Raw genomic sequence first — 26,212 nt, forward strand, 5'->3', positions numbered from 1 at the left:
TACCAGCTGAATCTCTGGAGCCGATCATGAGCGACAAGGAATCCGCACCAGCCTCGCGCGACGCCCGCCCCGCCGTCCATCCGGTCGCGCCCGGCCCCCACACCGCCGCAGTCCAGCGCACCACTGCAGTCCAGCGCACAGGCGCAGTCCATCCAGCTGCTCCGCTCGTCGCGATCGGCATAACCTGCGGCATTGCCTGGGCCGCAGGATTCCGCAGCTACATGGTGGAGCTTGTGGGCCCGGCCTCCACCTTCAGCTGGTGGGGAACCTTCGGCGCGATCCTCCTGCCCGGGGCCATCGCTGGCGGTCTCCTGGGCTGGGCGGAAGCACTCCGGCGGGCAGGCGGCCGGCGCGGATGGCGCTGGCTTGCCCTCGCGCCGCTCGCGTTAGCCATCGCCCCGCTGATCATGCCCGGCGCGGTTGCCGCACTCCTCACCGAAGGCCTCGGCGGCGGCGCAATCGCAGTCTCCCTGATGGGGATCGGCGGCGGCTATGCTTTGTCCCGTCGCGGACCCCTCTGGGCAAGGCTCGTCTGCGGCCTCGTCAGCGCAGCCCTCGCCGCGGCACTCGTCCTGGCCGGCCCCGGGATCGCCGGCGCCCGGCTCGCCTTCACTGAACCGCGCGGGGCGTGGTTTGCCGTCCTGACCGCATCGTTCATCGTTGTGCTGGCCCTCGCCTCGTCGATCCCGCACCGGACCGCCCGCTCCGGTGACCACACCACCCCTGACCGGACCGCCCCTCACCGAACCACCCCTGACCGGACCGCCCCTCACCGAACCACCCCTGACCGGACCACCCAGCCCCCGTGAGCTTAGCCACCAACGGTGGCCCCCGCCGTCGGGCATTGCTACGCTGGGACCAAGGTTCCCCTTCGGAACCTCCGGACGACGGTTCAGTACCCGGCACGCGACAAGACTGGCCAAAGGATCTGTCATGTCGTGGTTAATCCTCATCCTCTCCGGCGCGCTCGAGGCCGTGTGGGCCGCAGCGCTGCACAAGACGTCCCGGGCCAAGGGCCTCCGGCGCATCCTGCCCGCCACAGTCTTCCTCGTCTCAGTCATCGCCAGCACCGGCGGGCTGGCCCTCGCGATGCAGTCCATCCCCACCGGCACCGCCTACGCGGTGTGGGTGGGCGTCGGCGTCGTGCTCACCTCCGCCTACGCGATCGTCAGCAAAGTGGAACGCGCGACGGCGGCACGGCTGCTGCTGCTCGCCGGGATCGCCGCGTCCGTGGTGGGCCTGAAGGTGGTGGCGTGATGACCAAGAACGCGACTGCCTGGCTGGTCCTGCTCGCTTCCGCCGTGCTGGAAGCCGTGTGGGCCACCGCCCTGGGGCTGTCCGACGGCTTCTCCCAGGCGCTGCCCACCGCCGTCTTTGCCGTCACCGCAACCCTGAGCATGGCGGGACTGGGGATCGCCGTGAAGTCGATTCCGCTCGGGACCGCCTACGCCGTGTGGGTGGGCATCGGCGCCGCTTTGACCGTGGGCTGGGCGATGGCCACCGGCGTCGAGCCCGCCAACCCGCTCAAGCTGCTGTTCATCGCCGGGATCGTGGGCTGCGCGGCGGGGCTGAAGCTGCTGCCACAGGAGCAGGCCCGGTAGAGCCGCGAACCACCAGATCGGACGCCAGAACCACCGGCGAGCGCGTGGAATGTTCGCCGGCAATTTCGGCTGCCAGGGCATGGACGGCGGCGTGCGCGATCGCAGCGACGGGCTGCCGGAGCGTGGTCAGCGGCGGATTCGTGAGCGCCATCAGCGGTGAATCATCGAAACCGACGATGGACACGTCTTCCGGCACGCGCAGCCCCCTGGCCTGGGCCGCCCGGATGGCGCCCAGCGCCATCACGTCGGACGCGCACACGATGGCCGTGTGGCCGGAGTCCAGCAGCTCATTTGCCGCACTCTGGCCACCTTCCACCGTGAACATGCTGGTGGCCGTGTGCGGTTCCGGATCCTCAATGCCCAGGTACTCGGCGAGCGCGGCGCGGAATCCGGCCAGCTTCTGCCTGCTGGGGATGAAGCGGTGCGGGCCGATGGCGAGGCCGACTTTCCGGTGCCCCAGGCTGGCAAGGTGCTGCACCGCGGTGCTGATGGCCGCGGCGTCGTCATTGGACACGGAGGCGGCCGGCAGTTCCGGGCGGGCGCCGTTGACCAGGACGAACGGAATGCCGCGGCCGCGCAGCCGGTGGTAGCGCTCCAGGCTGGCCTGGCCGTCGGCATGTGAGCTGCAGATGAAAATGATGCCGGAGGCCTCCTGCGCCACGAGCATCTCGATGTACTCGTCCTCGGAGCGTCCCCCGCCGGGCAAAGCACAGAGGACCGGGATGAAGTCCTCCTGGGACAGGAGCGACACGACCGTTTGCGCGATTGCCGGAAAGATCGGGTTGGTCAGGTCCGGGACGATGATCCCCACCTGGCCGCGGGTGGTGCTGCGTGCGCGGTCCGGGCGCTCGTAGCCGAGGTCGTCCATTGCTGCGAGTACGGCCTGCCGCACCTCGCGCGACACGCCCTTGCGGCCGTTGACCACCCGGGACACCGTGGCGATGCTGACCCCGACCTTCCGGGCCAGGTCCTCCAGCTTGGGTCGCTCCGGGGCGGCCGGATCTGCGCGGCCCGCTGTCGTGCTCATAAGGCTCCTTCACCGGAACGGCTGTCCGGAAGTCATGGTGTCTTCCAGTGTACGTAAACGGCACGTCGCATTGAATGAAAACAGAACGCTCTATTTTCAGTAAATGGTTGACGTGCGTCACAGCAGGTCCTTAGGCTCGTCGGTATCCCCGCTCACCGCCGATGCCGTTCTGGGGCATTGCCAAGGAAGGTCTCCCATGATTCGCCACTCCCGCCCGCCCGGGTCCCCGCCCGCCCTCAACAGGAAACTCCTGGCAGCGCTGGCCGCGGCCTGCGCTGCGCCCCTCACCCTGGGCGGCCTTGCCCTCCCCGCATTTGCGGACCACACCGCCAGTCCGGCGGCTGTGGCGCTGGTGGGTTCGCTGCAGTCCGAAATCGGCTGCCCCGGAGACTGGCAGCCGGAGTGCGCCGCCAGCAGGCTGCTGCCGGTGGACGGATCCGCAACCCTCTACCGGGCCACCTTCGATGTCCCCGCCGCCACCTACGCCATGAAGGTCGCCCTCAACAATTCTTGGGACGAGAACTATGGGGCCGGAGGAGCGGCGGGTGGCGGCGACATCGTCCTCAACGCGCCGGGAGGTCCCGTGACGTTCACGTACGATCACGCCAGCCACGCCCTCACCGACGACGTTCCGGATGCGCTGGGAGCCGACGCCGGCGCGCACTGGCTGACGGCGGACACCATCGCCTGGAAGGCTCCGGCGGCCGAAGGTACGCAGTACCGGCTCTACAGCGCGCCCGACGGCGGCCTGGCGGTTGCGGACGGACAGGTCACCGGCGGCTCCTCCCTCCCGCTCGAGCGCAATGCCGACGGCCTGGACGCCGGGCTGGCGGCCAAATACCCGCATCTGGCGGGCCTTGCCTCCCTGCGGCTGACGGAAGCCGACGCGCTCCGGGCCAAGGAACTGCTCAAGGGCCAACTGCTCGTGGCCGCCGTCGGGGCTGACGGCAAGGTCACGGCCGCTACCGGAGTCCAGGTCCCCGGCGTCCTGGACACCATCTACCCCGAAGCGGCGGAGCAGGAACTTGGGCTGACCTGGCAGGGCAAGCGTCCTCAGCTTTCGCTGTGGGCACCCACGGCCCGGAGTGTCACCGTCCACGCCTACGCCGCCGGCTCCGGCGGCGAGCCCGTGGCCAGCGTGGCCATGAAGCCCGCCGGCGACGGCGTCTGGTCCGTCACCGGGGACAAGGACTGGAACGGCGCCTACTACCTGTACGAGGTGGAGGTCTTCGTCCCGGAAACCGGCAAGGTTGAACGCAACCTCGTCACGGACCCGTACAGCGTGGGCCTCTCCGCCAACTCGGAACGCAGCCTCTTCGTCGACCTCGAGGACAAGTCGCTGGCACCGGCAGGCTGGGCCAAGCTGCAGAAGCCCGCGCTCAGCAAGCCGGAGGACCTCTCCCTCTACGAGCTGCATGTGCGCGACTTTTCCATCACCGACGACTCCGTTCCGGCCGGGCACCGCGGCACCTACAAGGCGTTCACCAACACTGGCAGCAACGGCATGAAGCGCATGCAGAAACTGGTGGACGCCGGGATGAACGCCGTCCACCTGCTGCCCGTCAACGACATCGGCACCATTGAGGAGCGCCGCAGCGAACAGCGCGAACCGGCCTGTGACCTGGCCGCCCTTCCCGCCGATTCCGAGGAACAGCAGGCCTGTGTCGCCGAAACGGCGGCCAAGGACGGCTTCAACTGGGGCTACGATCCCCTGCACTACACAACACCGGAAGGCTCCTACTCCACCAACCCGGACGGGGCCACCAGGATCACGGAATTCCGTGAAATGGTGGCAGCCCTCAACACCACCGGCGCGAGGGTCATCCAAGATGTCGTCTACAACCACACCTCGAGTGCCGGCCAGTCCGGGAGCAACAACCTCGACCGGATCGTGCCGGGCTACTACCACCGCCTGAACGCCGTCACCGGGTCCCTGGAGACGTCCACGTGCTGCGCCAACACAGCCACTGAGAACACCATGATGGGCAAGCTCATGGTCGATTCCCTGGTGACCCTGGCCAGGACCTACAAGCTGGACGGCTTCCGCTTCGACCTCATGGGCCACCACTCAAAGCAGAACATGCTGGACGTCAGGGCGGCCCTCGATCAGCTGACCCTGTCCAAGGACGGCGTGGACGGCAAGAACATCACCCTGTACGGGGAAGGCTGGAACTTCGGCGAGGTGGCCAACAACGCCAGGTTCGTCCAGGCCACCCAGGCAAACATGGCCGGGACGGGCATTGGCACGTTCAACGACCGCCTCCGCGACGCCGTCCGCGGCGGAGGCCCGTTCGACCCCGATCCGCGGGTCCAGGGCTTCGCTTCCGGACTGTTCACGGATCCCAACGATTCGCCGGCCAACGGCACCCGGGAACAGCAGAAAGCCAACCTCCTGCTCGCCCAGGACCTGGTGAAGGTGGGCCTGACCGGCAACCTGAAGGACTACTCGTTCATCGACCGCACCGGCGCCACGGTCAAGGGCGCGGACGTACCGTACAACGGCGCCCCGGCCGGGTACACCAGCGATCCGCAGGAAGCCATCACCTACGTGGAAGCCCACGACAACGAGACGCTGTTCGACGCCCTCGCCCTGAAGCTCCCGCAGGACACGGCCATGGCAGACCGCACACGGATGCAGACCCTCGCGCTCAGCACCACCGCCTTCGGCCAGGGCATCTCCTTCTGGCACGCCGGCGGCGAATCCCTGCGCAGCAAGTCCCTGGACCGCAACAGCTACGATTCCGGCGACTGGTTCAACGTCCTGGACCACACGGATGCCACCAACGGCTTCGGCCGCGGCCTGCCGCCCAAGGCTGACAACGAGGACAAGTACGGCTACATGCGCCCGCTGCTGGCGGATCCGGCCCAGAAGCCGGTGTCCGCGGAGATCGCGGAAGCCCGCGGACGTGCCGCGGAACTGCTGCAGATTCGCAAGAGCACACCGCTGTTCCACCTCGGCGAGGCGGCGCTGGTGCAGCAGAAGGTATCCTTCCCGGCCGGTGGCCCGGACCAGGCCCCCGGCGTGGTGGTGATGCGCATTGACGACTCCGTCGGGACGGACGTGGACCGGAACCTGCGCGGGCTCGTGGTGGTGTTCAACGCCTCGGACGAGGCCACCAGCCAGACGGTGGCCGGTACCGCAGGGGCAACCTTTACCCTGCACCCGGTGCAGGCCGGCGGCATCGATTCCGCGGTCAAGACGGCCACCCATGACACGGCGTCGGGGACGTTCACCGTCCCGGCCCGCACCGTGGCGGTGTTCCAGGCAAAATAGCCGCGGATTAGGCTGGTGCCCATGGCATCTTCCCCTCCGGACGCGCTCCGGCATCCCGACGTGACGGCGGCCGTAGCGGACCTGCGCGGCCGCCTGGCGACGGGGAGCCGGATACTTCTCGGCATCACGGGCTCGCCGGGGTCCGGGAAATCGACCTTTGCGGCCGCCCTGTACACCCTCTTTGGCCCGGACGTTGCCGTGGTAGTGCCGATGGACGGCTTCCATCTGGGCAACGCGATTATTGAGGGCACGCCGCTGCGGCAGCGCAAGGGGGCCATCGACACGTTCGACGTCGGCGGTTACCTCTCGCTGCTGCGGCGGCTGGCGCGCCGGGATGAGGCAGTGGTTTACGCGCCGGATTTCCGGCGCGAGATCGACGAACCGGTGGCGGCCTCCATTGCCGTGCCGGCCTCGGTCCCGCTGGTGATCACCGAAGGGAACTACCTCCTGGCGGACCGCCCGGTGTGGCAACAGGTCCGGGCGCAGCTGGACGAGGTCTGGTTCATGGATACTTCCCCGGCTCTTCGCCTCGATCGGCTGGTGGACCGGCACGTGCACTTCGGTATGGCCCGGCCTGCCGCGGAGGAATGGGCCGCCGGTTCCGACGAGGCGAACGCCCGGCTGATCGAATCCACCCGCGGCGCGGCGGACCGGATCATTCCCTGGTCCTAGGGGTTCCCGTTCGTTGAACTGCTGGCCGGCCGGAGTTTCCCTACGTCTTATTTCCGCGGCAAGCGGCCCAAGGCCGCGCAGCCCTGTTAGCCTGCTCCCTAGGATCACCGGACCATCATCGGGTCTCAGCCGGTGGCTGGATCCCCCATGGTTCCTGGACGCAGAGGACAACAGCACATGGATGCGCACGCGCCGGGCGATGCTTCAGGAACAGCCGCCACACCACCGGAGGACCCCGCAACCGGAGCTGCCCCGTCGGGGCGGACCTGGAGCCTCCGGCGCGAATGGTCCAGGGCGTTCCTGCTCATGCTCGCGGCACTGCTGATCGGCGCCGTCGTCACGATCGTGGGCGTGCGCGGCCTGATGGACCAGGTGCAGGAAACATCCGGCCGGCTCCAGCTCGAGCTCGAAAAAGTCGAGGCCCTGCGGTCAGCCCTCGACGGCCACGAGCAGCTGGGGTACCAGCTGCTCTCCAACGCACCCGTGGACCGCTCCGCGTTCCTCCGGCAGCAGGAGGAGGTTTCCCGCCTCTTCGAGGACGTTGGCGCGGTTCTCCCGGCTGAAACGGAAGTGCGGGAAACGATTGCCGCCGCCCGGCAGTCCTGGCAGGAAGCCTTGACGGAACGTGGCCTGTGGGGCAGCCAGGTGCTTTCGCTCCGGGGCAGCCATGTGGAGGAGACCCCGGCACTGGCCGCCGCCAGCGCGGAAGTCCGCACCCGGCTGGCGGACATCCGCCGCTACTCCCTGGCGGAAATGGACAGCGGACTCGAGCACAGCGCCGAACTCGAACGGTTCCTGTTCATCGCGCGCAGCATCCTGTTCGTGGTTGCGGTGGGTGCGACGGTGTACTTCCGCCGCAGGATGGTCAAGGACCTCATGCGCCCGGTCGGGAGCCTGCACCAGGGGGTCCGCAAACTGCGGGCCGGCAACTACAAACACCGCATCGAGGTCTTCCGCCGGGACGAACTCGGCGAGCTGGCGGACGCGTTCAACGGAATGGCCGCCGCTGTCCACAGCAGCCATGAGGCACTCACCCACCGGGCGACGCACGACCCCCTCACCGGCCTGGCAAACCGGGCGGCCCTGATGGAACGCCTCACCGCATCCTTTGGGGCCGGAAACACCCGCAGGAAGGGGAACGAGGGGCTGCTGTTCATCGACATCGATGACTTCAAGGAAGTCAACGATTCGCTGGGACACGAGCGGGGTGATGCGCTGCTCATCCAGCTGGCCGCCCGCCTGAAAGACTGCGTGCGCTCCGACGACGTGGTTGCCCGGCTCGGCGGGGACGAATTCGCGATTGTGGTGATGGATGACGACGACGGCTCCGTCACCGCCGCGATCGCCGAACGGATCCACGCGGCGTTGCGCGCACCGTTCTTCGTCGGCGACGACCGCCTGACCGTCACAGCCAGCATGGGTGCGGCTCAGCGCCGTCCGGAAACCACAGACGCTGCCGAACTGCTGCGGCAGGCGGACTTCGCGATGTACGTGGCCAAGCACGGCGGAAAGGCCCGGTTCCAGCCTTTTGACGCCGAGGGCTACGACCATATGACGTACCGCGCCGCCCTCAAACGGGACCTGGCCGCCGCGGTGCCCGCCGGCCAGCTCCGCCTCGAATACCAGCCCATTGCCGACCTGACCAGCGGAGCCATCCTCGGGTTGGAAGCGCTGGTGCGGTGGGAGCACCCTGCGCTGGGGCTGCTGGGGCCGTCGGAGTTCATTCCGCTCGCCGAGGAGACCGGCGACATCGACGCCGTCGGCTGCTGGGTGCTGGACAACGCGAGCCGTCAGGCGGCCAGCTGGCGGACATCCCTGCCGCACTGCGAAGGGCTCTGGATTGCCATCAACCTCTCCACCATCCAGCTACCCAACCCGCGGAACCTGGCCGCCATCACACGCATCCTTGCCGACCCCGCGGCGCAGGCGGACAAGGTGGTGCTCGAAGTCACCGAAACAGCGCTTGCCGGCAGCACGGACGGCGGGATCGCCGCGCTCAAGTCCTTGAAGGAAACCGGTGTGCGGGTGGCGATCGACGACTTCGGGACGGGGTATTCCTCGCTGAGCTCCCTGGCAGTGCTGCCGGCGGACATCCTCAAGATTGACCGTTCGTTCCTTGGGCGGCAATCGTCCGAGGTGCAGTCGGCGGCGATGCTCGAAGGCATTCTCGGGCTGGCCCGCATGCTCTCCCTTGAAGTGATTGCCGAAGGGGTGGAGGAGCCCGGACAGCTGGCCCTCCTTCGTGCCCTGGATTGCCGTATGGGCCAAGGCTACTTCCTGGCCCGGCCGGGTTCCGCCGAGGCGATCGAAACGCTCCTGGCCTCGGGTGCCCGACTTCAGCCCGGCCCGGCGGTGCTCGAGCGCGCCGTCGATTGATAAGGAATACTGGCCTTCCCGCGGGAGTTCTTGGCTAGGACGGCACTTCCCGGAATACGCAAAGCAGCGAATTGGAGACCCCCATGGCACCGGCACCCGCACCATTAGTCCACCTCGGCGACGGCTTGAACGTCAGCCCGTTAGGGTTCGGCGGCATGGCCCTCACCCCGGTCTACGGCGAAGTGGACCAGGGTGAAGCCCTGCGCACCCTCCACCATGCCGTCGATGCGGGCGTCAGCTTCATCGACACCGCGGACATCTACGGTGGCGGCAGCAACGAGGAACTGATCGCGCAGCTTCTGAAGGAACGCCGGGGCGAAGTGCAGCTGGCCACGAAGTTCGGGCTAGTGGGCACTCCCGCCAGCGGCTACACCGACGTCCGGGGAGACGCCGCCTACATCCGGCAGGCAGTGGAAGCCAGCCTCCGGCGCCTGGGCACCGACACCATTGACCTGTACTACATGCACCGCCGCGACCTCCGCGTTCCGATTGTGGAAACCGTGGAGGCCATGGCGGCGCTGGTGCAGCAAGGCAAGGTGCGGCACCTCGGCCTGTCAGAAGTGACGGCAGAGGAACTGCGGGAGGCCAGCACCGTCCACCCGATCGCCGCGGTCCAGAGCGAATGGTCCATCTGGAGCCGCGATGTGGAACGCAACGTTGTTCCCGCGGCAGCCGCGCTTGGGGTGGGGTTTGTGCCCTATTCGCCGCTGGGCCGGGGATTCCTCACCGGCACAGTGGACGCTTCAAAACTCGGGAGCGGCGACTTCCGCCGCAATATCCCCCGCTTCGCCGCTGACGCGGCGGATGCCAACCAGGGCGTGGTGGCCGCTGTGCAGGCCGTCGCCGGCGAGCTCACCGTCGCCGGCAAGCCGGCGACCCCTGCCCAGGTGGCTCTCGCCTGGCTGTTTGCCCAGGGCAAACGGCTCGGCCTGCCCGTGGTTCCCATCCCGGGCACGCGCAAAGCGGAACGGATCGACGAGAACCTGGGTTCGCTGGAGCTTGACTTCACTGCCGCGCACCTGGAGATGCTCGACGCCGCTGCGGACGCCGTCGTCGGCTCCCGCTCAGCGGACCCCAACTGGGTGTCCCAGGGCCGTGAGTAGCGCCTCCGTAGACTGAAGCCCATGGATTCCCTCATTCACGACCTGCGTGACATCACCATCCGCCGGATTTCTGTCAGCGAGATGGACAACAACGTGTATCTGCTCACCAGCAAGGCGTCGGGCGCGCAGCTCCTGATTGATGCGGCCGATGACCTGGCCGCCATCCAGGGGCTGCTTGCCGACTCCGCCGCGGACACCGCCGCGACGCCGAAGCTCGCGTTGATTGCCACCACCCACCAGCACTGGGACCACGTCCGTGCGCTGCCGGCCCTGGTGAAGGCCACCGGGGTGAAGACGGCGGCCGGGACGGATGACGCCCCGGAGCTGCCCGTGCCGGTGGATGTGCTGCTGGATCACGGGGACGTCGGCAACTTCGACGGCTTCGACGTGACAGCTGTGCACCTTCGCGGCCACACACCGGGGTCCGTGGCGCTGGTGTACCAGGACCCGGCAGGCCCTGCGCACATCTTCTCCGGCGATTCGCTGTTTCCCGGCGGAGTGGGCAACACGCAGAAGGATCCGGCACGCTTCCACCAGCTGATCACCGATGTCAGCGAGCGGCTGTTCGATGTGTACCCGGATGACACCGTGGTGCACCCGGGCCACGGCAAGCCCACCACCCTCGGCGCGGAACGCCCGCACCTTGGGGAGTGGCGCGCCCGCGGCTGGTAGGTTTCAGGCTGACGCTGCGCTTCGTGATTTACGCTGCGCTAAATGCCGGTCGCTGCGGATATACCCGCAGCGACCGGCATTTTGCGTGTCGCCCGCTACTTTTGGTAGCGAAAACGCGAGCTTAGCGGCTGCGGCGTTCGTTCGACGCCGGAGCTGACGCACGGCGCGGGCCGCCGCTGCGTGCCGGACGGCCTTCACTGGAACGGCCGTTGCCGCCGCCGGAGTAGGAACCGCCCGAGGTGCCGCCGGTGTTGGAGGACCAGACTGCGGCGTTGCCGCCGGCCGAGCCGGACTTGCTGCCGGCAGCGGCGCGCTGGCCGGTTGCCGGACGTCCGCTGCGCTGGCCGCCCGTTGCTCCGCCGGTGCGCGGTGCACCACCGGTGCGGGGAGCGCCGCTGCGCGGTGCACTCGTGCGGGTTGCGCCGCCGCGGGCGTCGCCACGGGCGTCGGTTGCACGTGCGTCAGACCCGCGGCCGGCCGATGCACGGCCACCTGCTGCGGGAACGTCATTGTGGTGCGAGTACGCAGTGGCACGGCCGCGGCCGCGCGCATTGCGGCGCTCGGCGCGCTCGGCGTCGGCGCGGTCCTGGTTCTTTTCCGCCACGCGCTCAGCGGCGTTGCGGGCAGCGGCCTGGCCTTCATAGGCCACGGCGCGTCGCTCGGAACGCGGAAGATCCGTGCGGGGAGCCTCAGTCGAAACCCGGCCGCGTCCGCCACGTCCGCCGCGGCCACCCGCGGTGGGTGCAGCCTGCGTGGTGCGGCGTGCGCGCTTGCGTTCCGCGTTTGCTCCGGTGGAGGTGCCGCCGCCCTGGTTGGACTTGGCAGCCAGCAGTGCGGCGCGGGTGCGCGGATCGATCTTGTCGGCCATTTCGCCCACCAGTTCTGCAACCAGCGGGGAGTTGGCGGTGACGCGCTCGAAGTTGACCTCTACGCCGGCAGCCTTCATGAGCTTCTTGACGTCGGACTGCTGCTCCGGGAGCGTCAGCGTGACCACGGTGCCGTCGGAGCCGGCGCGGGCCGTACGGCCTGAGCGGTGCAGGTATGCCTTGTGCTCCGTGGGCGGGTCAACGTGGATCACCAGTTCGACGTCATCCACGTGGACGCCGCGGGCGGCGACGTCCGTGGCCACCAGGACGCGGACGTCGCCGGAGGAGAACTCGGCGAGGTTGCGGTCACGGGCGTTCTGCGAAAGGTTGCCGTGCAGATCGACGGCGGGAATCCCGGCGTCGGTCAGGGTCTTGGCCAGCTTGCGGGCGTGGTGCTTGGTCCGCATGAAGAGAACGCGACGGCCGGCACCCGAGGCGAGCTCGACGATCAGCTGCTTCTTGACGGTCTGGTCGTTCACCACCAGCACGTGGTGCTCCATGGTGGTCACCGCGGCCTGCGGGTCGTCCACGGAGTGGGTCAGCGGGTTGGACAGGTAGCGCTGGACGATCTTGTCCACGCCGTTGTCCAGGGTGGCGGAGAACAGCAGTCGCTGGCCCTGGCTCGGGGTCATGTCCATGAGCTTCTTGACCACCGGCAGGAAGCCGAGGTCCGCCATGTGGTCGGCCTCATCCAGCACGGTAACTTCAACGGCTTCGAGGGTCAGGATGCGCTGGCGGATCAGGTCCTCCAGGCGGCCCGGGCAGGCGATGACAATGTCGACGCCGGCGCGCAGCGCCTTTTCCTGGCGTGCCTGGGAGATGCCGCCGTAGATCACGGTGGTGTTCAGGCCCATGGCCTTGGCCATCGGCTCGATGGTGGCGTTGATCTGGGTGGCCAGCTCGCGGGTCGGCGCAAGGACGAGGCCCATCGGGCGGCCGGGCTTGCGGAAGTGCTTCGCTTCCCGCTCAGCGAGTCGTGCTACAAGCGGGATGGCGAAGGCAATGGTCTTGCCGGAGCCGGTGCGGCCGCGGCCCAGGACGTCGCGCCCGGCCAGGGTGTCCGGGAGGGTCTTGACCTGGATGGGGAACGGTTCAACGATCCCTTGGGCGGTCAGCGTGTCGGCGAGTGCTTTAGGCGTGCCGAGGGCAGCAAAAGTAGTCATGTGTTTCAAGGTCTTTCAGGCGGTATCCGTGCGGATATCGGCCCCGGTGCCGGTTGGCCCAGGGGTTCGCCGAAGAAAAGTCAGGTGATCAACCGGATTGCTGCCAACCTTGCGGTAGCGGCGGACGGGACCAAATGGAACGCGTTCATCGACGCAGGATGTGCCTCTCACATGAAAAAAACCCACTCCCTGCCGGACAAATCCTTGGGGGGATCCGGTTGATGAACCGAAGCTGTTCAACCGAATACAAAGTGGGCATCACTGCACATCAAGTTCCACCAGTCTAGCATCCGCGGGCCACCCGCCCGAACGGGCACTGACCGGGGCCTCGCTGTCCCCGCTCCGGCCTTCACTTCAGCAAGCACCGCCATGGCGGACCCATCCGGATCCGCTTTGGCTCCGAATCGCAACGGGAAGATCTACCTGAAAGGACATGCCATGGGACTGGAAGACAAGGGACGCAACGTCGTCATCCACCATCTCGGAGGTGTCGAGAACCAGTCCGGCCGGCTCAGCCGGCTCGCCAGCTATGGACAACCCGGCAGGGAAAGTCAGGCGGATCAGGCGGGGGCAAAGCCCGAGGAAGCCGCCGAACCAGCTCCAACAACAGACTACACTTGATGCCTTGAGGCTCGACGTTTGTCGAGGACCAAGCGACCCGGACTGCGGCTGCGCCGTGTTCCCGGGCGATAAAAACGGGGCGGTCCCGCCATCGCCGTTCAGCCCGGCACCGAGCGGGAGAATGCCCTTTCCCACTCCGGCGACAAGTCCGGGCTCAGCAGCGCCCGCCGTCGTCATTCGACAGTCCCGACCGCCGCAACCGGCCGCAGCCCCCCCGCCGGAGGGCCCGGAACCGGACCTAATCTTGATTCACCCCAACTGTTACCTACGTCACATTGTGGCGGCTCCGTGCAGACGGCGGCGCAGCATCCTGCCTGCAGGGCAGGCCGCAGCGACGCAGTCAGCCTGAGACAAGGAAAGAAGCACAGATGTCTGAACGCACCACCACGGTTGCCCGGAACACTGCAACGGAACCCACCAGCGGAGGCCACAGCCAGGAACCGCACCTTGCCCGCGCGCTGAGCAACCGGCACATCCAGCTGCTGGCCATCGGCGGCGCCATCGGCACAGGCCTGTTCATGGGATCCGGCAAGACCATCTCCCTCGCCGGCCCGTCCGTCATCTTCGTCTACATGATCATCGGCTTCATGCTGTTCTTCGTGATGCGCGCCATGGGCGAACTCCTGCTGTCCAACCTGAATTACAAATCCTTCAGCGACTTCGCGGGAGACCTCCTGGGCCCCTGGGCCGGATTCTTCACCGGCTGGTCCTACTGGTTCTTCTGGGTGGTCACCGGCGTGGCGGACATCGTGGCAATTGCCGGCTACGTGGACAAGCTGGCCCCCGGAACCCCGCTGTGGATCCCCGCGCTCATCACCCCCGTAGTGCTGATCCTGCTGAACCTCCCCACGGTCAAGGCCTTCGGTGAAGCCGAATTCTGGTTCGCCATCATCAAGGTGGTGGCCATCCTGGCGCTGATCGGCACCGGCATCGTCATGATCGCCACGAACTTCACCTCCCCCAACGGCGCGGTGGCCAGCCTCGCCAACATCTGGAACGACGGCGGCATGTTCCCGCACGGCATGTTCGGTTTCATCCTCGGCTTCCAGATCGCCATCTTCGCCTTCGCCGGCATCGAACTCGTGGGCACGGCGGCAGCTGAAACCAAGGACCCGGAGAAGAACCTCCCGCGGGCCATCAACTCCATCCCCGTCCGTGTGCTGCTGTTCTACGTAGGCGCCCTGGTGGTCATCATGGCGGTCAACCCGTGGCGGACCATCGACGCCGCCAGCAGCCCGTTCATCGGCATGTTCACCTTGGCCGGCCTGGGCATCGCCGCCGTGGTGATCAACCTGGTGGTCCTCACCTCAGCGGCCTCCAGCGCCAACTCCGGCATCTACTCCACCTCGCGCATGGTCTACGGCCTGGCCCAGGACGGCAACGCCCCGAAGGCCTTCGGCAAGCTGAGCATCCGCAAGGTTCCGCAGAACGCCCTGTTGTTCTCCTGCATCTTCCTACTTGCCGGCCTGGTGCTGCTTTACTCGGGCGACTCCGTCATCGGCGCGTTCACTGTGGTCACCTCGGTGGCGTCCGTGCTCACCATGTTTGTCTGGTCCATGATCCTGATCAGCTACATCATGTTCCGCCGCCGCCGTCCCGAGCTGCACGCGGCCTCGAAGTTCAAGATGCCCGGCGGCGCCTTCATGCCGTACGTGGTGCTGGCATTCTTCGTGTTCATGCTCGTGGCGCTCGCCCAGGCCGAGGACACCCGCCTCGCCCTGGTGGTTGCTCCCGTGTGGTTCCTGATCCTGGGCGCGGCCTGGTACGTCAACCGAAAGACGCCGCTCCAGCAGGCACGGATCGTTGAGTGGAAGGCCGAGTCTGATTCGGACAAGGCGAAAGTCAACGCCCTGAACTAGGACGATTTCCGTGCCGCAACCCGCGGCGCAACAACAACAGCGACGACGGCGATGGCGACCGTGAGGGCGAAGACTCCCGCGAAGGAGGCGCCCGAAACTCCGCCCGCCGTCGTCGTTGTTGTTCCCGCTGTTGTTCCCGATAAAGCAGTGAACACGATCCCGGTGGTGGCAAGGGCCAGCGCGCCACCGAGCGAATCGGAGATGGACATGGCCGAGCTGTTGAAGCCCTCGGTGTCCGGCGTGGACATGGCCAGCGTCATGACGCTGAGCCGCGGATACATCAGGCCCATCCCGAAGCCGGCGGACATCCAGCCGGCAATGGCGACGGCGGCCGGCCAGCCCAGCACCGTGGTCACCAGGGCAAGCACGACGGCGGCAAGCACCATCACCGACCCGGCCTTCATCGCCCGGAGGTTGCTGAGCTTCCCGCCCATCCGGCCCTGGACGGCCGAGGCGCCGGCCCACGCCAGGGCGCCGCCGGTGAGGGTCAGCCCGGCAAAAGTGGGCGAATAGGCGTACCGCTCCACCAGCAGGTACGGAAGGTAGACCTCCGCGCCGAAGAACGCCGCGGAGACAAGTCCCCGGGCCAGGATGACGCTCGGCAGGCCGCGGCGGGCAAGAAGCGTGCCGCGCGGCACCAGCGGACGCACCGCCACAAAAGCGATCACGACGGCGGCCGCCGCCAGGAAGGCTCCGGCGCCGGGAACCTGCGCGGAAAGGTTCAGGCCGAGCACGGCCAGCGCCGCGACAGCGGCCCAGGCGAGTCGGCCGTAAGACCAACGCCCCGGGTCCGAGCTGCCCGCAGGGGCGCCGCGGAGTCCGCGCAGCGCGGGCACGATCATCAGGAGCGCCGGAACCACCAGCCCCACCACACCCAGGAACACCCAGTGCCAGCTGGCCGCCTGCGCCACGATTCCGGCCGCGAAGGGTCCCACCAGGGAAGGAATGACCCACGCCGCGGAAAACGCGGCGAAAATCTTCGGGTGCAGCACGGGCGGATAAACGCGCGCCACCACAACGTACAGCGCAACGGTCATGGCGCCGCCGCCCAGTCCCTGCACCAGGCGCCCGGCCACCAGGACGGCCATGCTTCCTGCCGTCCCGGCGATCAGCAGCCCCAGAACGAACAGGGCCACGGAGGCGTACAGCGGTCCTACAGGGCCGCGCCGGTCGGACCAGTTGCCGGCCGCCACCATGCCGATCACGCCGGTGGCCAACGGCCCGGCGAAGGCCAGCGCGTACAGGCCGGCGCCGTCCAGTTCGCGGCTGACCAGGGGCATGATGGTGGTTACGGCCAGTGACTCAAAGGCGGCCAGGAACACCAGGGCACACGCGCCGGACGTCACGAGCAGGTAGTGGCGGTGCAGGATACCTGCAGCCTCAGGGGCGGCGGCTGGGGCGCTACGTTGCACGATGGTGGCCTGATCAGTCGTTTCGGATGCGTGCCTGCCATTAAACACCTCAGGCCGTGATGTCCGGGGTCATCCCGAACATCACGGCCTGTGCTGCGCGCCGGGAACCCGGCCGAGCGGGAACTATGGCGTTTGGCTTTCTGCCGACTTGGCCTTGGTAGTGAAAGGCAGGAGCAGTCGGGACTGGTGGGCGGCGTCGCGGTAGATCTTATGGGTCACGGGCCGGCCCACGGGGAGGTGGAAGGCGTCCGGCGGGAGCAGCGAATTGTGGTGGTCGGCCAGCGGCTCGGCGTTGGACAGTTCCACCGTCAGTTTGAAGCCCGGCCCGAACGTATTCGCGAACGGGAAGAGTCGAAGCACGTATTCCCCGATCTGCCCCGGTTCCACGGGCACGGAACGGGTGTGCGGGTGGTACGGGTTGCCCTCGGTGGTGCGCTCATCGAGCTCCCGGTGCGAGGCCTTGAGGTATCCGCTCGTGGAGAGCTCGCGCTTGCCGTTGGGGGCGTAGTAAGCGACGAAGGCTAAACCCGCAGCCACTCAACCCGGCAGCCACTCCCCGGGAAACTAGGCATCCAGCCCCAGGCCGGCGGACGGAACCACCGCTCCGGTGGCCGTCGAATCCGGGTTGAGCATCCAGCCCACCCTCTTGGCGGCGCTCAGCACCACAACGCTTTCGGCCAGCTCGATCCCCGGGATCCGTTGCTGGAGCGCGAGCTCGGCGTTCATCACGTCCGCCAGGGAGTGCAGCCACATGACGATCACGAAGTTGGTCCTGCCGGTGGTGGAGGCGGCAAGCCGGACATTGCGGAACCCCCGCAGCTCGGCCCCCGCAGTGTCGTGCTGGCCCGGCGGCACGTTGGCGAACCACTGGCACGTGACCGGGTAGCCGGAGTACTTCTGTGCCATTTCGCAGCGGAAGGACAGCAGCTGGCTGGCCAGCAACCGGTTCAGCTGCCGCTGGACTGTGGCCGGACTGCGCCCGAGGCCGCGGGCGATCTCCGCCGCGGTGGCCCTCCCGTCCTGTGCGAGGAACGGAATCAGGTCAAGATGGCTCTGCGGCAGCGGAGCACCCACCACGGCGGGCGGTGCCGAGCCGGACGCCTCCGGCCCGGCGAGCAGCCTGAGGGCGTTCTGCTGCGCCTTGTCCAGGACATTGAGCCGCCAGGCATAGCCGCCCACGTGCAGCCGCGTGCAGAGCGCGGTCCGATACTTGAGGAGGCCGGGGATGTCCTTTAACTGCGGCACCACCGTGTCGCTGAAATAGGCAAGCGTAGGCGTGATGACCGTCAGCATCAGGTCGCGGTTGCTGGCCGCTTCCTCCACCGTGACCACTTCCGGCATGGCGGCGAGCGCGGCGGTGACGCCGGCGCGCTGCCGCATCTCGCAGTCCACGTCCACCAGCGCCAGGCACATCTGTTTCGGATCGCCGATCAGGTGGGCCGTGGTCCAGGCGGCGCCGGCCTCCCTCAGCCGGTCCCAACGGGCCGCCAGCGTCGTGGCATGCACGCCCAAAATTCCGGCGGCATCGGACCAGCTGATCCGCGGCGCTATCTGCAGCGCGTTAATGATGCGGAGATCGTCCTCGCTGACTTCCATCCGGACACATCCCCTTCCCACCGCACGAATCCTGCACAATCCATCATAGTTTTGATTTTTTTCAGCTATTTTCCTCCTTGTGAACCAGCTCACTCCAGAATGGATAGCAGGTCACTTACCAATCGTTCGGGAAGTAGGAAAACATATGTCGATCACCGCCGATGCCAAGGAGCTGCAGGGCGAAATCGCCCGGTTCCGCCACGAGCTGCATCGGGAGCCGGAGATCGGCCTGGATCTGCCCCGGACCCAGGAAAAAGTACTCAAGGCGCTGGAAGGCCTGCCGTACGAGATCACCCTCGGTGAGAGCACGACGTCGGTCGCTGCTGTTTTGCGCGGCGGAGCGCCGCACGCTTCAGCCGAGAAGCCGGCGGTCCTGCTCCGTGCCGACATGGACGGCCTGCCCGTCCAGGAACGCACCGGCGTCGACTTCACGTCACGCATTGACGGCGCCATGCACGCCTGCGGCCACGACCTCCACACGTCCATGCTTGCCGGCGCCGCCCGCCTCCTGGCCGACCGCCGCGAGCAGCTGGCCGGCGATGTTGTCCTGATGTTCCAGCCTGGCGAGGAAGGCTTCGACGGCGCCTCCCACATGATCAGCGAAGGCGTGCTGGACGCGGCGGGCCGGCGCGTGGATGCCGCTTACGCCATGCACGTGTTCTCCGCCCTGGAACCGTACGCCCAGTTTTGCACCAAGCCCGGCGTCATCCTGAGTGCGTCCGACGGTCTCTTCGTCACCGTCCTGGGTGCCGGCGGCCACGGCTCCGCGCCGCACTCCGCGAAGGACCCCGTCACGGCGGTTGCCGAAATGGTGACAGCCCTGCAGGTGATGATCACCCGCCAGTTCAACATGTTCGATCCCGTAGTCCTCACCGTCGGCCTCCTGCAGGCCGGCACCAAGCGCAACGTCATCCCTGAATCCGCGCGCTTCGAAGCCACCATCCGCACGTTCTCCGACGCCTCCCGGGAACGGATGATGACGGCCATTCCGGTCCTCCTCAAAGGAATCGCCGCAGCCCACGGCCTCGAGGTGGACGTCGACTACCGTTCCGAGTACCCGCTCAGCGTCACGGATGAAGACGAGACGCACACCGCCGAAAAGACCATCCAGAAGCTCTTTGGCGACTCCCGCCTCACCCGCTGGGCCACCCCGCTCAGCGGGTCGGAGGACTTCTCCCGGGTGATGGCGGAGGTGCCCGGCACGTTCATCGGGCTCAGCGCTGTTGCCCCCGGCGCGGACCACACCGCCACCCCGTTCAACCACTCCCCCTACGCCACTTTCGATGACGGCGTTCTCTCCGACGGCGCGGCGCTCTACGCAGAGCTGGCCGTTTCCCGCATCGCAGCCCTCGCGGCTGCAGGCAACTGACCTTCCCTTCACTTTTGGAGCCCCACATGACTTCCACCGTAGGCATGCCAGCCGAGGTCCAGGTTCACAAGTCCCACCTCCGGACCCTCATCGGCACCGGCATCGGCAACGCCGTTGAATGGTACGACTGGGCCATCTACGCCACCTTCTCACCGTTCATCGCCAGCGCACTGTTCAGCAAGGCGGATCCGACGTCGGCCTTCCTGGCCACCCTGGCGATCTTCGCCGTCGGCTTCGTTGCCCGCCCCTTCGGCGGCTTTGTCTTCGGCTGGATCGGTGACCGGATCGGCCGCAAGACGTCCATGACGTTCGCCGTCGGCCTGGCCGCCCTCGGCAGCCTGCTGATCGGCGTCGCCCCGACGTTCGAGGCTGTCGGTGCGTTCGCGTCCGTAATGCTGCTGGTGGCCCGCCTGATCCAGGGCCTGGCCCACGGCGGAGAGCTGCCGTCGTCGCAGACCTACCTTTCCGAAATGGCCCCCAAGGAAAAGCGCGGCTTCTGGGCAACCCTCATCTACACGTCCGGCACCGCCGGGATCCTGGCCGGAACGCTGCTCGGCGCCATCCTGTCCAATGTCCTGAGCACGGCCGACATGAACGCCTGGGGCTGGCGCATCCCCTTCCTGATCGGCGGCGCCCTGGGGGTCTACGCCCTGGTGATGCGGGCCCGGATGAAGGAAACCGAAGCCTTCGAGGCCGAGTCACCCACGGAAAAGCACGAGCCGATGTGGCCGCAGATCTGGCGGCACCGCAAGCAGGCCCTGCAGGTCATCGGCCTGACGGTCGGCCTCACCGTGAGCTACTACATCTGGGGCGTGGTGGCACCGAGCTACGCTGCCACCGCCCTGAAGATGGACCGCGGCGAAGCCCTCTGGGCCGGCGTCATCGCCAACATCGTGTTCATCGCCGCCCTGCCGTTCTGGGGCAAGCTGTCCGACCGCATCGGCCGCAAGCCGGTCCTGATTATGGGCTCCGCCGGTGCCGCCCTGCTGCACTTCCCCATGACCTGGCTGCTGAAGGACTCCCCCTGGCAGCTCGCCGTCACCATGTCCGTCATGCTGTTCTTCATCGCCGCCAGCGCCGCGATTGTCCCGGCCGTCTACGCGGAGCTCTTCCCCACCAAGATCCGCACGGTCGGAGTCGGCGTCCCCTACTCCATCTGCGTCGCGGCCTTCGGCGGCACGGCCCCGTACCTGCAGACCTGGCTGGGCACCATCGGGCAGGCCAACCTGTTCAATGTTTACGCGGTGCTCCTGCTGCTGATTGGCATTGCGTTCGTCTTCACCATCCCCGAGACCAAGGGCAAGGACCTGACGCACTAACTCCCGACGGCGGCTCGGCCGCCTGACACGAACACCGGCGGGGGCCGGGCGGAGCTGCCGCCCGGCCCCCGCCATTGGCGCGTCTGGGAGAATTGGCATGCCCGACGCATCGCGGCATCGTAGCGGGATGCACAGCCTGATCTGCTTACAATCAACCGACAGTCATCTAACAAGGGAACCATGAAGAAACTCACCACGGCCCTGCTCGCCGCCGGGCTCATCATCTCCGCTTCCGCCTGTTCGGCACCGGAAAAACTGACCACGGCGGAAACCTGCGACCGGCTCAAGATCGTTGTGACGGATTCCAGCGCCAACGCCGGCAAGACCGGGATGGTCATTCTGGGCAACCGGCTTCGCCCGATCGTGACGGGTGCCTCGGACGAGCTGAAGCCGGCGGTGCAGGCAATCCTGGATTATGCGGATGAGTCTGCAAAGGAGAACCCGGACGCCGACAAGGTCGCCGAGCTGCAGGCCGGCTACCAGAAGGCCGGCGCCACGTTCGGGCAGCTCTGCACGTCGTAACCCTTCCGCACGCATGACGCTCAAGCGTTCCCGCGAACTCGAGGGATTCCAGCGCGTCCTCATGACCATGCAGGCCAACCCGGCGTTCGAAGACGTCAACCGGGACACCGGGCTCGCCATCACCAGGTAGCACCGCGGTATTGAGTGCGGCAGCCGGCCAGGCCACGGCACCGCTTTGCGGCAGGCTAGCCCCCGGCTCCGATTTCGCGGTTAACGGCCGGCATGATTTCGGTGGCCAGCAGTTCGATGGAACGTGCGGTCTCGGCGAACGGCAGGCCGCCGAGGCCGATCTGCGCCATGTACCGGCTGTTGCCGAGGGTTTCGTGTATTTCCAGGAGCTTCTCAATGACCTGCTGCGGACTTCCGACGAGCAGCCCGCCGCCCGGTTCACTCCAGTCATCAAAGGTGGCGCGCGGGAAATGGTCCACGGCGCGCGGCATGTTCTGCTCGAAATAGGCCCGGTAGTGCGGGTAGAAAGTGTCCCGTGCCTGCTGGGAGGTGGGGGCCGCGTAGAAGTGTCCGCCCACGCCCACGGGCAGGGCGCCGGCGTCGTGGCCGGCGTCGGTGGCGCTCTGGCGGTACAGCTCCGCCAGGCGGCGGAACCGCTGCGGACCGGACAGGAGCGCAATGAACAGGGGAAGGCCCAGCCGGCCGGCCCGGACGAAACTCGCCGGCGTTCCGCCCACGCCAACCCAGACGGGGAGCTTTTCCTGGATCGGGCGGGGCGAAATGTCCATCCCGGGCACGCTTTGGGTCAGTGTTCCCCGCCAATCCAGGACGGCGTTGTCCCGCAACTCGAGGAGCATGCGCAGCTTCTCGTCGAAGAGCCCGTCGTAGTCCTCAGTGCTGTGGCCGAACAGCGGGTAGGACTCGATGAAGGCGCCGCGTCCGGCGATGATTTCGGCCCTCCCGTCGGAAATCAGGTCCAGCGTGGCGAACTGCTCAAAGAGCCGCACGGGGTCCTGGGTGGACAGGACCGTGACGGCGGTGCTGAGCCGGAGGTTGGTGGTTTCGCGGGCGATGGCTGCCAGCACAATCTCCGGGGCGGAGAGGGCGAAATCCCGCCGGTGATGCTCACCCAGTCCCAGGAAGCTGAGGCCCGCCTGGTCCGCCAGCTTGGCCAGCTCAATGATCTCGTGCACCCGCTGCCGGGGTGAGCGTGCGCTGCCGGTGTCGATGTTTCGGGAAAGCTCACCAAAAGTGAAAATGCCAAAGTCCATGCTTGGTTGAACATTCAAGTTACTGATTTCATTCCAGTTACCGCGTGTGACGCCTCGTGACCTTCTCAGCGGCCGTGGCCGCCGATGCGGGCTCCCGGATGACGCTTTGAGTCACTGCATTAACGCCGGTGAACAAGCGCGTCGGGAGCCGTTGTTTGCGCCGAAGTCCGGCCCGTAATCTCAGTGCAATCGCCTGCTGACCGGTGCTGTCACCCTCCGCAGGTAGCGCCGCAATCGTGAAGGAATCCCCATGTCATCGCATCAGAACCCCGAAGGATCCACCCGCATCGTTGCGGGACAAACGCCCAAGCCCCAAAACTCCGCAGGAAAGCGCAAGCGCGCCCTCGGCATCGGCATCGCCGCAGGCCTCGTCGCGCTGATAGCCGGCGGCGCCGCAGTGGCGTCGAACCTCAACCGCAGCCCCGAGGCGCAGCCGGCGGCCGCAGCTGCCGCCGGCACGCCCGCCGCTGAACTAAAGCTGGGCTATTTCGGCAACGTCACCCACGCCCCGGCACTGGTGGGCGTCAAGCAGGGTTTCATTGCCAGGAGCCTGGGCGGGACCAAGCTCAGCACGCAGGTGTTCAACGCCGGCCCGGCCGCGATCGAGGCCCTGAACGCCGGTGCGATCGATGCCACCTACATCGGCCCGAACCCGGCGATCAACTCGTTCGTGAAGAGCAAGGGCGAGTCCGTGAGCATCATCGCCGGTGCCGCGGCGGGCGGCGCGCAGCTGGTGGTGAAGCCGGAGATTGCCGCCGCGGCGGACTTGAAGGGCAAGACCCTTTCGACGCCGCAGCTGGGCGGGACCCAGGACGTGGCGCTGCGCGCCTGGCTGGCCGGGCAGGGCTACAAGACCAACACGGACGGCAGCGGGGATGTGGCCATCAACCCCACCGAGAACGCCCAGACCCTGAAGCTGTTCCAGGACGGCAAGCTCGACGGCGCGTGGCTGCCCGAGCCCTGGGCCTCCCGGCTGGTGCTGCAGGCCGGCGCCAAGGTGCTGGTGGACGAGAAGGACCTGTGGGACGGGTCCCTGACCGGGAAACCGGGCGAGTTCCCCACCACCATCCTGATCGTGAACAAGAAGTTCGCAACCGACCACCCGGACACCGTCAAGGCGCTGCTCAAGGGCCACGCCGAATCCGTGGCCTGGCTCAACTCCGCGGCCGCGGACGAGAAGTCCTCCGTCATCAACGCCGCGCTGAAGGAAGCCTCCGGCGCTGAACTGAAGGCAGATGTCATCGAGCGGTCGCTGAGGAACATCGTCTTCACCGTGGATCCGCTCGCCGGAGCCTACAAGAAGCTGCTCGAGGACGGCGTGAAGGCCGGCACCACCAAGGAAGCCGACATCAGCGGCATCTTCGATCTCACGGCCCTGAACAGCGTCACCGCCGAAACCGGCGGCAGCAAGGTCAGCGCCGCCGGACTCGGCAAGGAGTAGCAGGGAACGAGCGGCCGCATCGGCTGTGGCCAGCGCCTTGGAACCGAACACGCTAACCGCCGATGTAGCGGTCCCGCCCGGCCCGGTAGCCGAACACTGCGGCCAGCGCCCCGACGACGAGGAACAGCACGCCGGCGGCCGCGAAGGAGCCGGTGCCCTGGTGCAGCTGGCCCACCATCAGGGTGCCCGTGGAGCCGAGGCCGTAGCCCACTCCCTGCATCATGCCGGACAGGTGGGCCGCCGTGTGGCCGTCCCGGGTCCGCAGCATGATCATGGTCAGGGCCACGGCGGTCAGGCTGCCCTGGCCGAGTCCCAGCAGGCCGGTCCACACCCAGATGAAGTCCAGCGGCCCGAAGATGCTCAGCGCGAACCCGCCGCCGGTCATGAGCGCCACCACCGTGTTGATGGCCCGCTGGTCGCGGAACCTTGCGGCCAGCGCCGGCGCGAAGAGTGAACCGAGCATCTGCAGGACGATGGAGGCGGAGACGATCAACCCGGCCGTGCCGCCGTCCACTCCGCGTTCCCGCAGGATGGGGGCCAGCCAGGCGAACACGCTGAAGGACATCATGGCCTGCAGCACCATAAAGATGGTGACCTGCCAGGCCACCGCGGAGCGCCACACGTTCACGCCGTCGGCCACGGCCTGGTGCCGCGGGTGCCGCTGCCGGACGGCCAGCGGAAGGAACAGCACAAGGACGACGGCGGCAGGCAGCGCCCAGAACCACAGCGCCGCCGTCCACTCCCCCGATGCGGCGAATACCGGGTACGTGAACCCGGCGCCCAGGGCGGCCGAGGCGCAGATGGCCGTGGTGTAGAGGCCGCCCATGAGTCCCAGCCGGTGCGGGAAGTCGCGCTTCACCAGCCCGGGCAGCAGCACGTTGCACAGGGCGATCGCCGCCCCGCAGGCAGCTGTCCCAGCCAGGAGTGCGGGCAGGTGGCCGGCGCCCGGCAGCTCGAACGGACGCAGCAGCAGCCCGGCAGTGAGCACAGCCATGGCTCCCAGCAGTACCCGCTCGGCACCGAAACGCCGGGCCAGGACGGGCGCCAGCGGGGCGAATACCCCCAGCAGGGTCACCGGCACGGTGGTGAGGACCACCACCGCCCAGCCCGGCAGGCCGGCGTCGGACCGTATTTCCGGGAGCACCGCGGCGAAACTGGAGAACACCGTCCGCAGGTTCAGCCCGATCAGCACCAGGCATGCTCCGAGGTACACCAACCCGCGGCGGCTGCTGACGCGGGTGGGCTCGGCCGCGGGAAGCTCGTCAATCTCGGCGTCCACCAGCGTGCCGGAGGTGTCGCTCCTTGCCCGCCCCGGGGCTTTGGTCTTCGCGGGATCGCCCGCCGGATCGCCCGCGGGTTTGCTCCCGGGTTTGCTCGCGGCGGCGTTCTTGGCTCGGTTCGTGGCTTCGGTCACGCGCCCCATTCTCGCAGGAGTTATCCACATAGGTGCCAATCCCCGCGGCGGTCCCGACCGCCGCCGCTAGGACGTGCTGACGATCAAGTAACGCTCGTCCGTGATCTCCTTGCCCCACAACGCCGGGTCCCCCAGCATGGTCACGGCGGCGTGCTTACGGTGGCAGCGGACCAACTCCAGGCAGCGTTCGGCGGATATTCCGGCACCGGTCCCCCACAGGCCTTCCACGAGGATCATGGTGCCCGAACCGCGAAGCAGCCCGGCCCAGCGGGCCAGTGCCGCGTCCGGATCCGGCAGCGCCCACAACACGTGGCGGGCAAGCACCGCATCGAAGGAGCCCGGCGCCAACGCCGGCGCAGACGCGTCGCCCACCACGAACTCTGCGGGCACTCCCGCGCCCGCAGCCTTCGCCCGGGCGAGGTCCACCATGTTCCCTGACAGGTCCACGCCCCGCACGCGGTGCCCGGCACCGGCCAGCAGCAGCGAAAGACTGCCGGTCCCGCAGCCAAGGTCCGCCACCTCACTGCCGGGTTCCGGAATCAGCGGCAAAAGCAGCGCCTCCCATGCTCCGCGGACGGCGGGGTCGGTTAGACCGTGGTCCGCCTCGTCGTCGAACGTCTCCGCCTGGTTATCCCAATAGCTGCGCACGGCATCAGTCATGCGGGACAGTCTGGCACGTCCGGCA

22 protein-coding genes and 1 riboswitch are annotated in these 26,212 nt (G+C 67.7%); of the genes, 14 read left to right on the forward strand and 8 right to left on the reverse strand.

The annotated features are described in order from the left end of the window. Window positions 1–26: 26 nt before the first annotated feature. The 3 genes from PV761_RS08875 to PV761_RS08885 all read left to right on the forward strand — a co-directional run bounded on the left by PV761_RS08875 (window position 27) and on the right by PV761_RS08885 (window position 1,601). Complete coding sequence (locus PV761_RS08875) at window positions 27–809, forward strand: hypothetical protein (protein WP_347895990.1); 783 nt, start codon at window positions 27–29, stop codon at window positions 807–809. Window positions 810–858: 49 nt separating this feature from the next. Then, a riboswitch (guanidine-III (ykkC-III) riboswitch) is annotated at window positions 859–924 on the forward strand. A gap of 9 nt (window positions 925–933) precedes the next feature. After that, window positions 934–1,257 (forward strand): SMR family transporter, encoded by a 324-nt coding sequence (locus PV761_RS08880; protein ID WP_347895992.1) that lies wholly within the window; start codon window positions 934–936, stop codon window positions 1,255–1,257. After that, window positions 1,257–1,601, forward strand: a complete 345-nt coding sequence (locus PV761_RS08885) for a multidrug efflux SMR transporter (protein WP_347895994.1) — start codon at window positions 1,257–1,259, stop codon at window positions 1,599–1,601. Before PV761_RS08880 ends, PV761_RS08885 begins: the two co-directional genes overlap by 1 nt. Here PV761_RS08885 and PV761_RS08890 read toward each other — a convergent pair. Then, entirely contained in the window at window positions 1,537–2,628 is a 1,092-nt protein-coding gene (locus PV761_RS08890; protein WP_347895996.1) for a LacI family DNA-binding transcriptional regulator, read from the reverse strand. The genes PV761_RS08885 and PV761_RS08890 overlap by 65 nt on opposite strands. A 196-nt stretch (window positions 2,629–2,824) precedes the next feature. Between PV761_RS08890 and pulA the strand changes: the two genes are divergently transcribed. The 5 genes from pulA to PV761_RS08915 all read left to right on the forward strand — a co-directional run bounded on the left by pulA (window position 2,825) and on the right by PV761_RS08915 (window position 10,725). Next, window positions 2,825–5,902, forward strand: a complete 3,078-nt coding sequence (gene pulA, locus PV761_RS08895; RefSeq protein WP_347895998.1) for a pullulanase-type alpha-1,6-glucosidase — start codon at window positions 2,825–2,827, stop codon at window positions 5,900–5,902. 21 nt (window positions 5,903–5,923) lie between these two features. Next, window positions 5,924–6,574, forward strand: coding sequence for a nucleoside/nucleotide kinase family protein (locus PV761_RS08900; protein ID WP_347896000.1), 651 nt, complete (start codon window positions 5,924–5,926; stop codon window positions 6,572–6,574). A gap of 177 nt (window positions 6,575–6,751) precedes the next feature. Further along, a complete protein-coding gene (locus tag PV761_RS08905) occupies window positions 6,752–8,950 on the forward strand; it encodes an EAL domain-containing protein (RefSeq protein ID WP_347896002.1) in 2,199 nt (732 codons plus the stop codon). A gap of 83 nt (window positions 8,951–9,033) precedes the next feature. Beyond that, on the forward strand, window positions 9,034–10,053 hold the full coding sequence (locus PV761_RS08910) for an aldo/keto reductase (RefSeq protein WP_347896004.1): 1,020 nt from the start codon (window positions 9,034–9,036) through the stop codon (window positions 10,051–10,053). A 21-nt stretch (window positions 10,054–10,074) separates the two neighbouring features. Then, window positions 10,075–10,725: an MBL fold metallo-hydrolase gene (locus tag PV761_RS08915; RefSeq protein ID WP_347896006.1), complete on the forward strand. Its 651-nt coding sequence runs from the start codon at window positions 10,075–10,077 to the stop codon at window positions 10,723–10,725. Between the two features lie 121 nt (window positions 10,726–10,846). Here PV761_RS08915 and PV761_RS08920 read toward each other — a convergent pair whose 3' ends face one another. Then, a complete protein-coding gene (locus tag PV761_RS08920) occupies window positions 10,847–12,754 on the reverse strand; it encodes a DEAD/DEAH box helicase (protein WP_347896008.1) in 1,908 nt (635 codons plus the stop codon). A 438-nt stretch (window positions 12,755–13,192) separates the two neighbouring features. Here PV761_RS08920 and PV761_RS08925 point away from each other — a divergent pair, with 438 nt between their 5' ends. Then, window positions 13,193–13,375 carry a hypothetical protein gene (locus PV761_RS08925; RefSeq protein ID WP_347896010.1) on the forward strand — a complete coding sequence of 61 codons (183 nt, stop codon included), beginning with the start codon at window positions 13,193–13,195 and terminating at the stop codon, window positions 13,373–13,375. 368 nt (window positions 13,376–13,743) lie between these two features. Next, the gene (gene cycA, locus PV761_RS08930; RefSeq protein WP_347896012.1) at window positions 13,744–15,234 is read left to right on the forward strand and encodes a D-serine/D-alanine/glycine transporter; all 1,491 of its coding nucleotides are present in this window, start codon (window positions 13,744–13,746) and stop codon (window positions 15,232–15,234) included. Here cycA and PV761_RS08935 read toward each other — a convergent pair. The 3 genes from PV761_RS08935 to PV761_RS08945 form a co-directional block, all read right to left on the reverse strand. Beyond that, window positions 15,231–16,646 carry an MFS transporter gene (locus PV761_RS08935; protein WP_347896014.1) on the reverse strand — a complete coding sequence of 472 codons (1,416 nt, stop codon included), beginning with the start codon at window positions 16,644–16,646 and terminating at the stop codon, window positions 15,231–15,233. The two genes, cycA and PV761_RS08935, sit on opposite strands and share 4 nt — an antisense overlap. A 123-nt stretch (window positions 16,647–16,769) precedes the next feature. Further along, complete coding sequence (locus tag PV761_RS08940) at window positions 16,770–17,183, reverse strand: CocE/NonD family hydrolase C-terminal non-catalytic domain-containing protein (protein ID WP_347896016.1); 414 nt, start codon at window positions 17,181–17,183, stop codon at window positions 16,770–16,772. A 27-nt stretch (window positions 17,184–17,210) separates the two neighbouring features. Then, the gene (locus PV761_RS08945) at window positions 17,211–18,242 is read right to left on the reverse strand and encodes an Lrp/AsnC family transcriptional regulator (protein WP_347896018.1); all 1,032 of its coding nucleotides are present in this window, start codon (window positions 18,240–18,242) and stop codon (window positions 17,211–17,213) included. A 145-nt stretch (window positions 18,243–18,387) separates the two neighbouring features. On the opposite strand from PV761_RS08945, the gene PV761_RS08950 reads away from it, so the two are divergent. From PV761_RS08950 to PV761_RS08960, 3 genes are all read left to right on the forward strand, one after another. Continuing rightward, window positions 18,388–19,611, forward strand: a complete 1,224-nt coding sequence (locus tag PV761_RS08950) for a M20 family metallopeptidase (protein WP_347896020.1) — start codon at window positions 18,388–18,390, stop codon at window positions 19,609–19,611. 26 nt (window positions 19,612–19,637) lie between these two features. Beyond that, a complete protein-coding gene (locus PV761_RS08955; protein WP_347896022.1) occupies window positions 19,638–20,930 on the forward strand; it encodes an MFS transporter in 1,293 nt (430 codons plus the stop codon). Window positions 20,931–21,110: 180 nt separating this feature from the next. Then, the gene (locus PV761_RS08960) at window positions 21,111–21,452 is read left to right on the forward strand and encodes a hypothetical protein (RefSeq protein WP_347896024.1); all 342 of its coding nucleotides are present in this window, start codon (window positions 21,111–21,113) and stop codon (window positions 21,450–21,452) included. 185 nt (window positions 21,453–21,637) lie between these two features. On the opposite strand, the gene PV761_RS08965 is transcribed toward PV761_RS08960, so the two are convergent. Next, complete coding sequence (locus PV761_RS08965; protein WP_347896026.1) at window positions 21,638–22,672, reverse strand: LLM class flavin-dependent oxidoreductase; 1,035 nt, start codon at window positions 22,670–22,672, stop codon at window positions 21,638–21,640. Between the two features lie 250 nt (window positions 22,673–22,922). Here PV761_RS08965 and PV761_RS08970 point away from each other — a divergent pair, with 250 nt between their 5' ends. Beyond that, window positions 22,923–24,113, forward strand: a complete 1,191-nt coding sequence (locus tag PV761_RS08970; RefSeq protein ID WP_347896028.1) for an ABC transporter substrate-binding protein — start codon at window positions 22,923–22,925, stop codon at window positions 24,111–24,113. Window positions 24,114–24,165: 52 nt separating this feature from the next. Here the strand turns inward: PV761_RS08970 and PV761_RS08975 are convergent, their stop codons facing one another. After that, the gene (locus PV761_RS08975) at window positions 24,166–25,536 is read right to left on the reverse strand and encodes a CynX/NimT family MFS transporter (protein WP_347896030.1); all 1,371 of its coding nucleotides are present in this window, start codon (window positions 25,534–25,536) and stop codon (window positions 24,166–24,168) included. A 57-nt stretch (window positions 25,537–25,593) separates the two neighbouring features. After that, window positions 25,594–26,187, reverse strand: a complete 594-nt coding sequence (locus PV761_RS08980; protein ID WP_347896032.1) for a class I SAM-dependent methyltransferase — start codon at window positions 26,185–26,187, stop codon at window positions 25,594–25,596. Window positions 26,188–26,212 lie beyond the last annotated feature (25 nt).

It is taken from the genome of Arthrobacter sp. CC3, from assembly GCF_039907775.1.
In the GTDB taxonomy this organism is placed as follows: Bacteria; Actinomycetota; Actinomycetes; order Actinomycetales; family Micrococcaceae; genus Arthrobacter.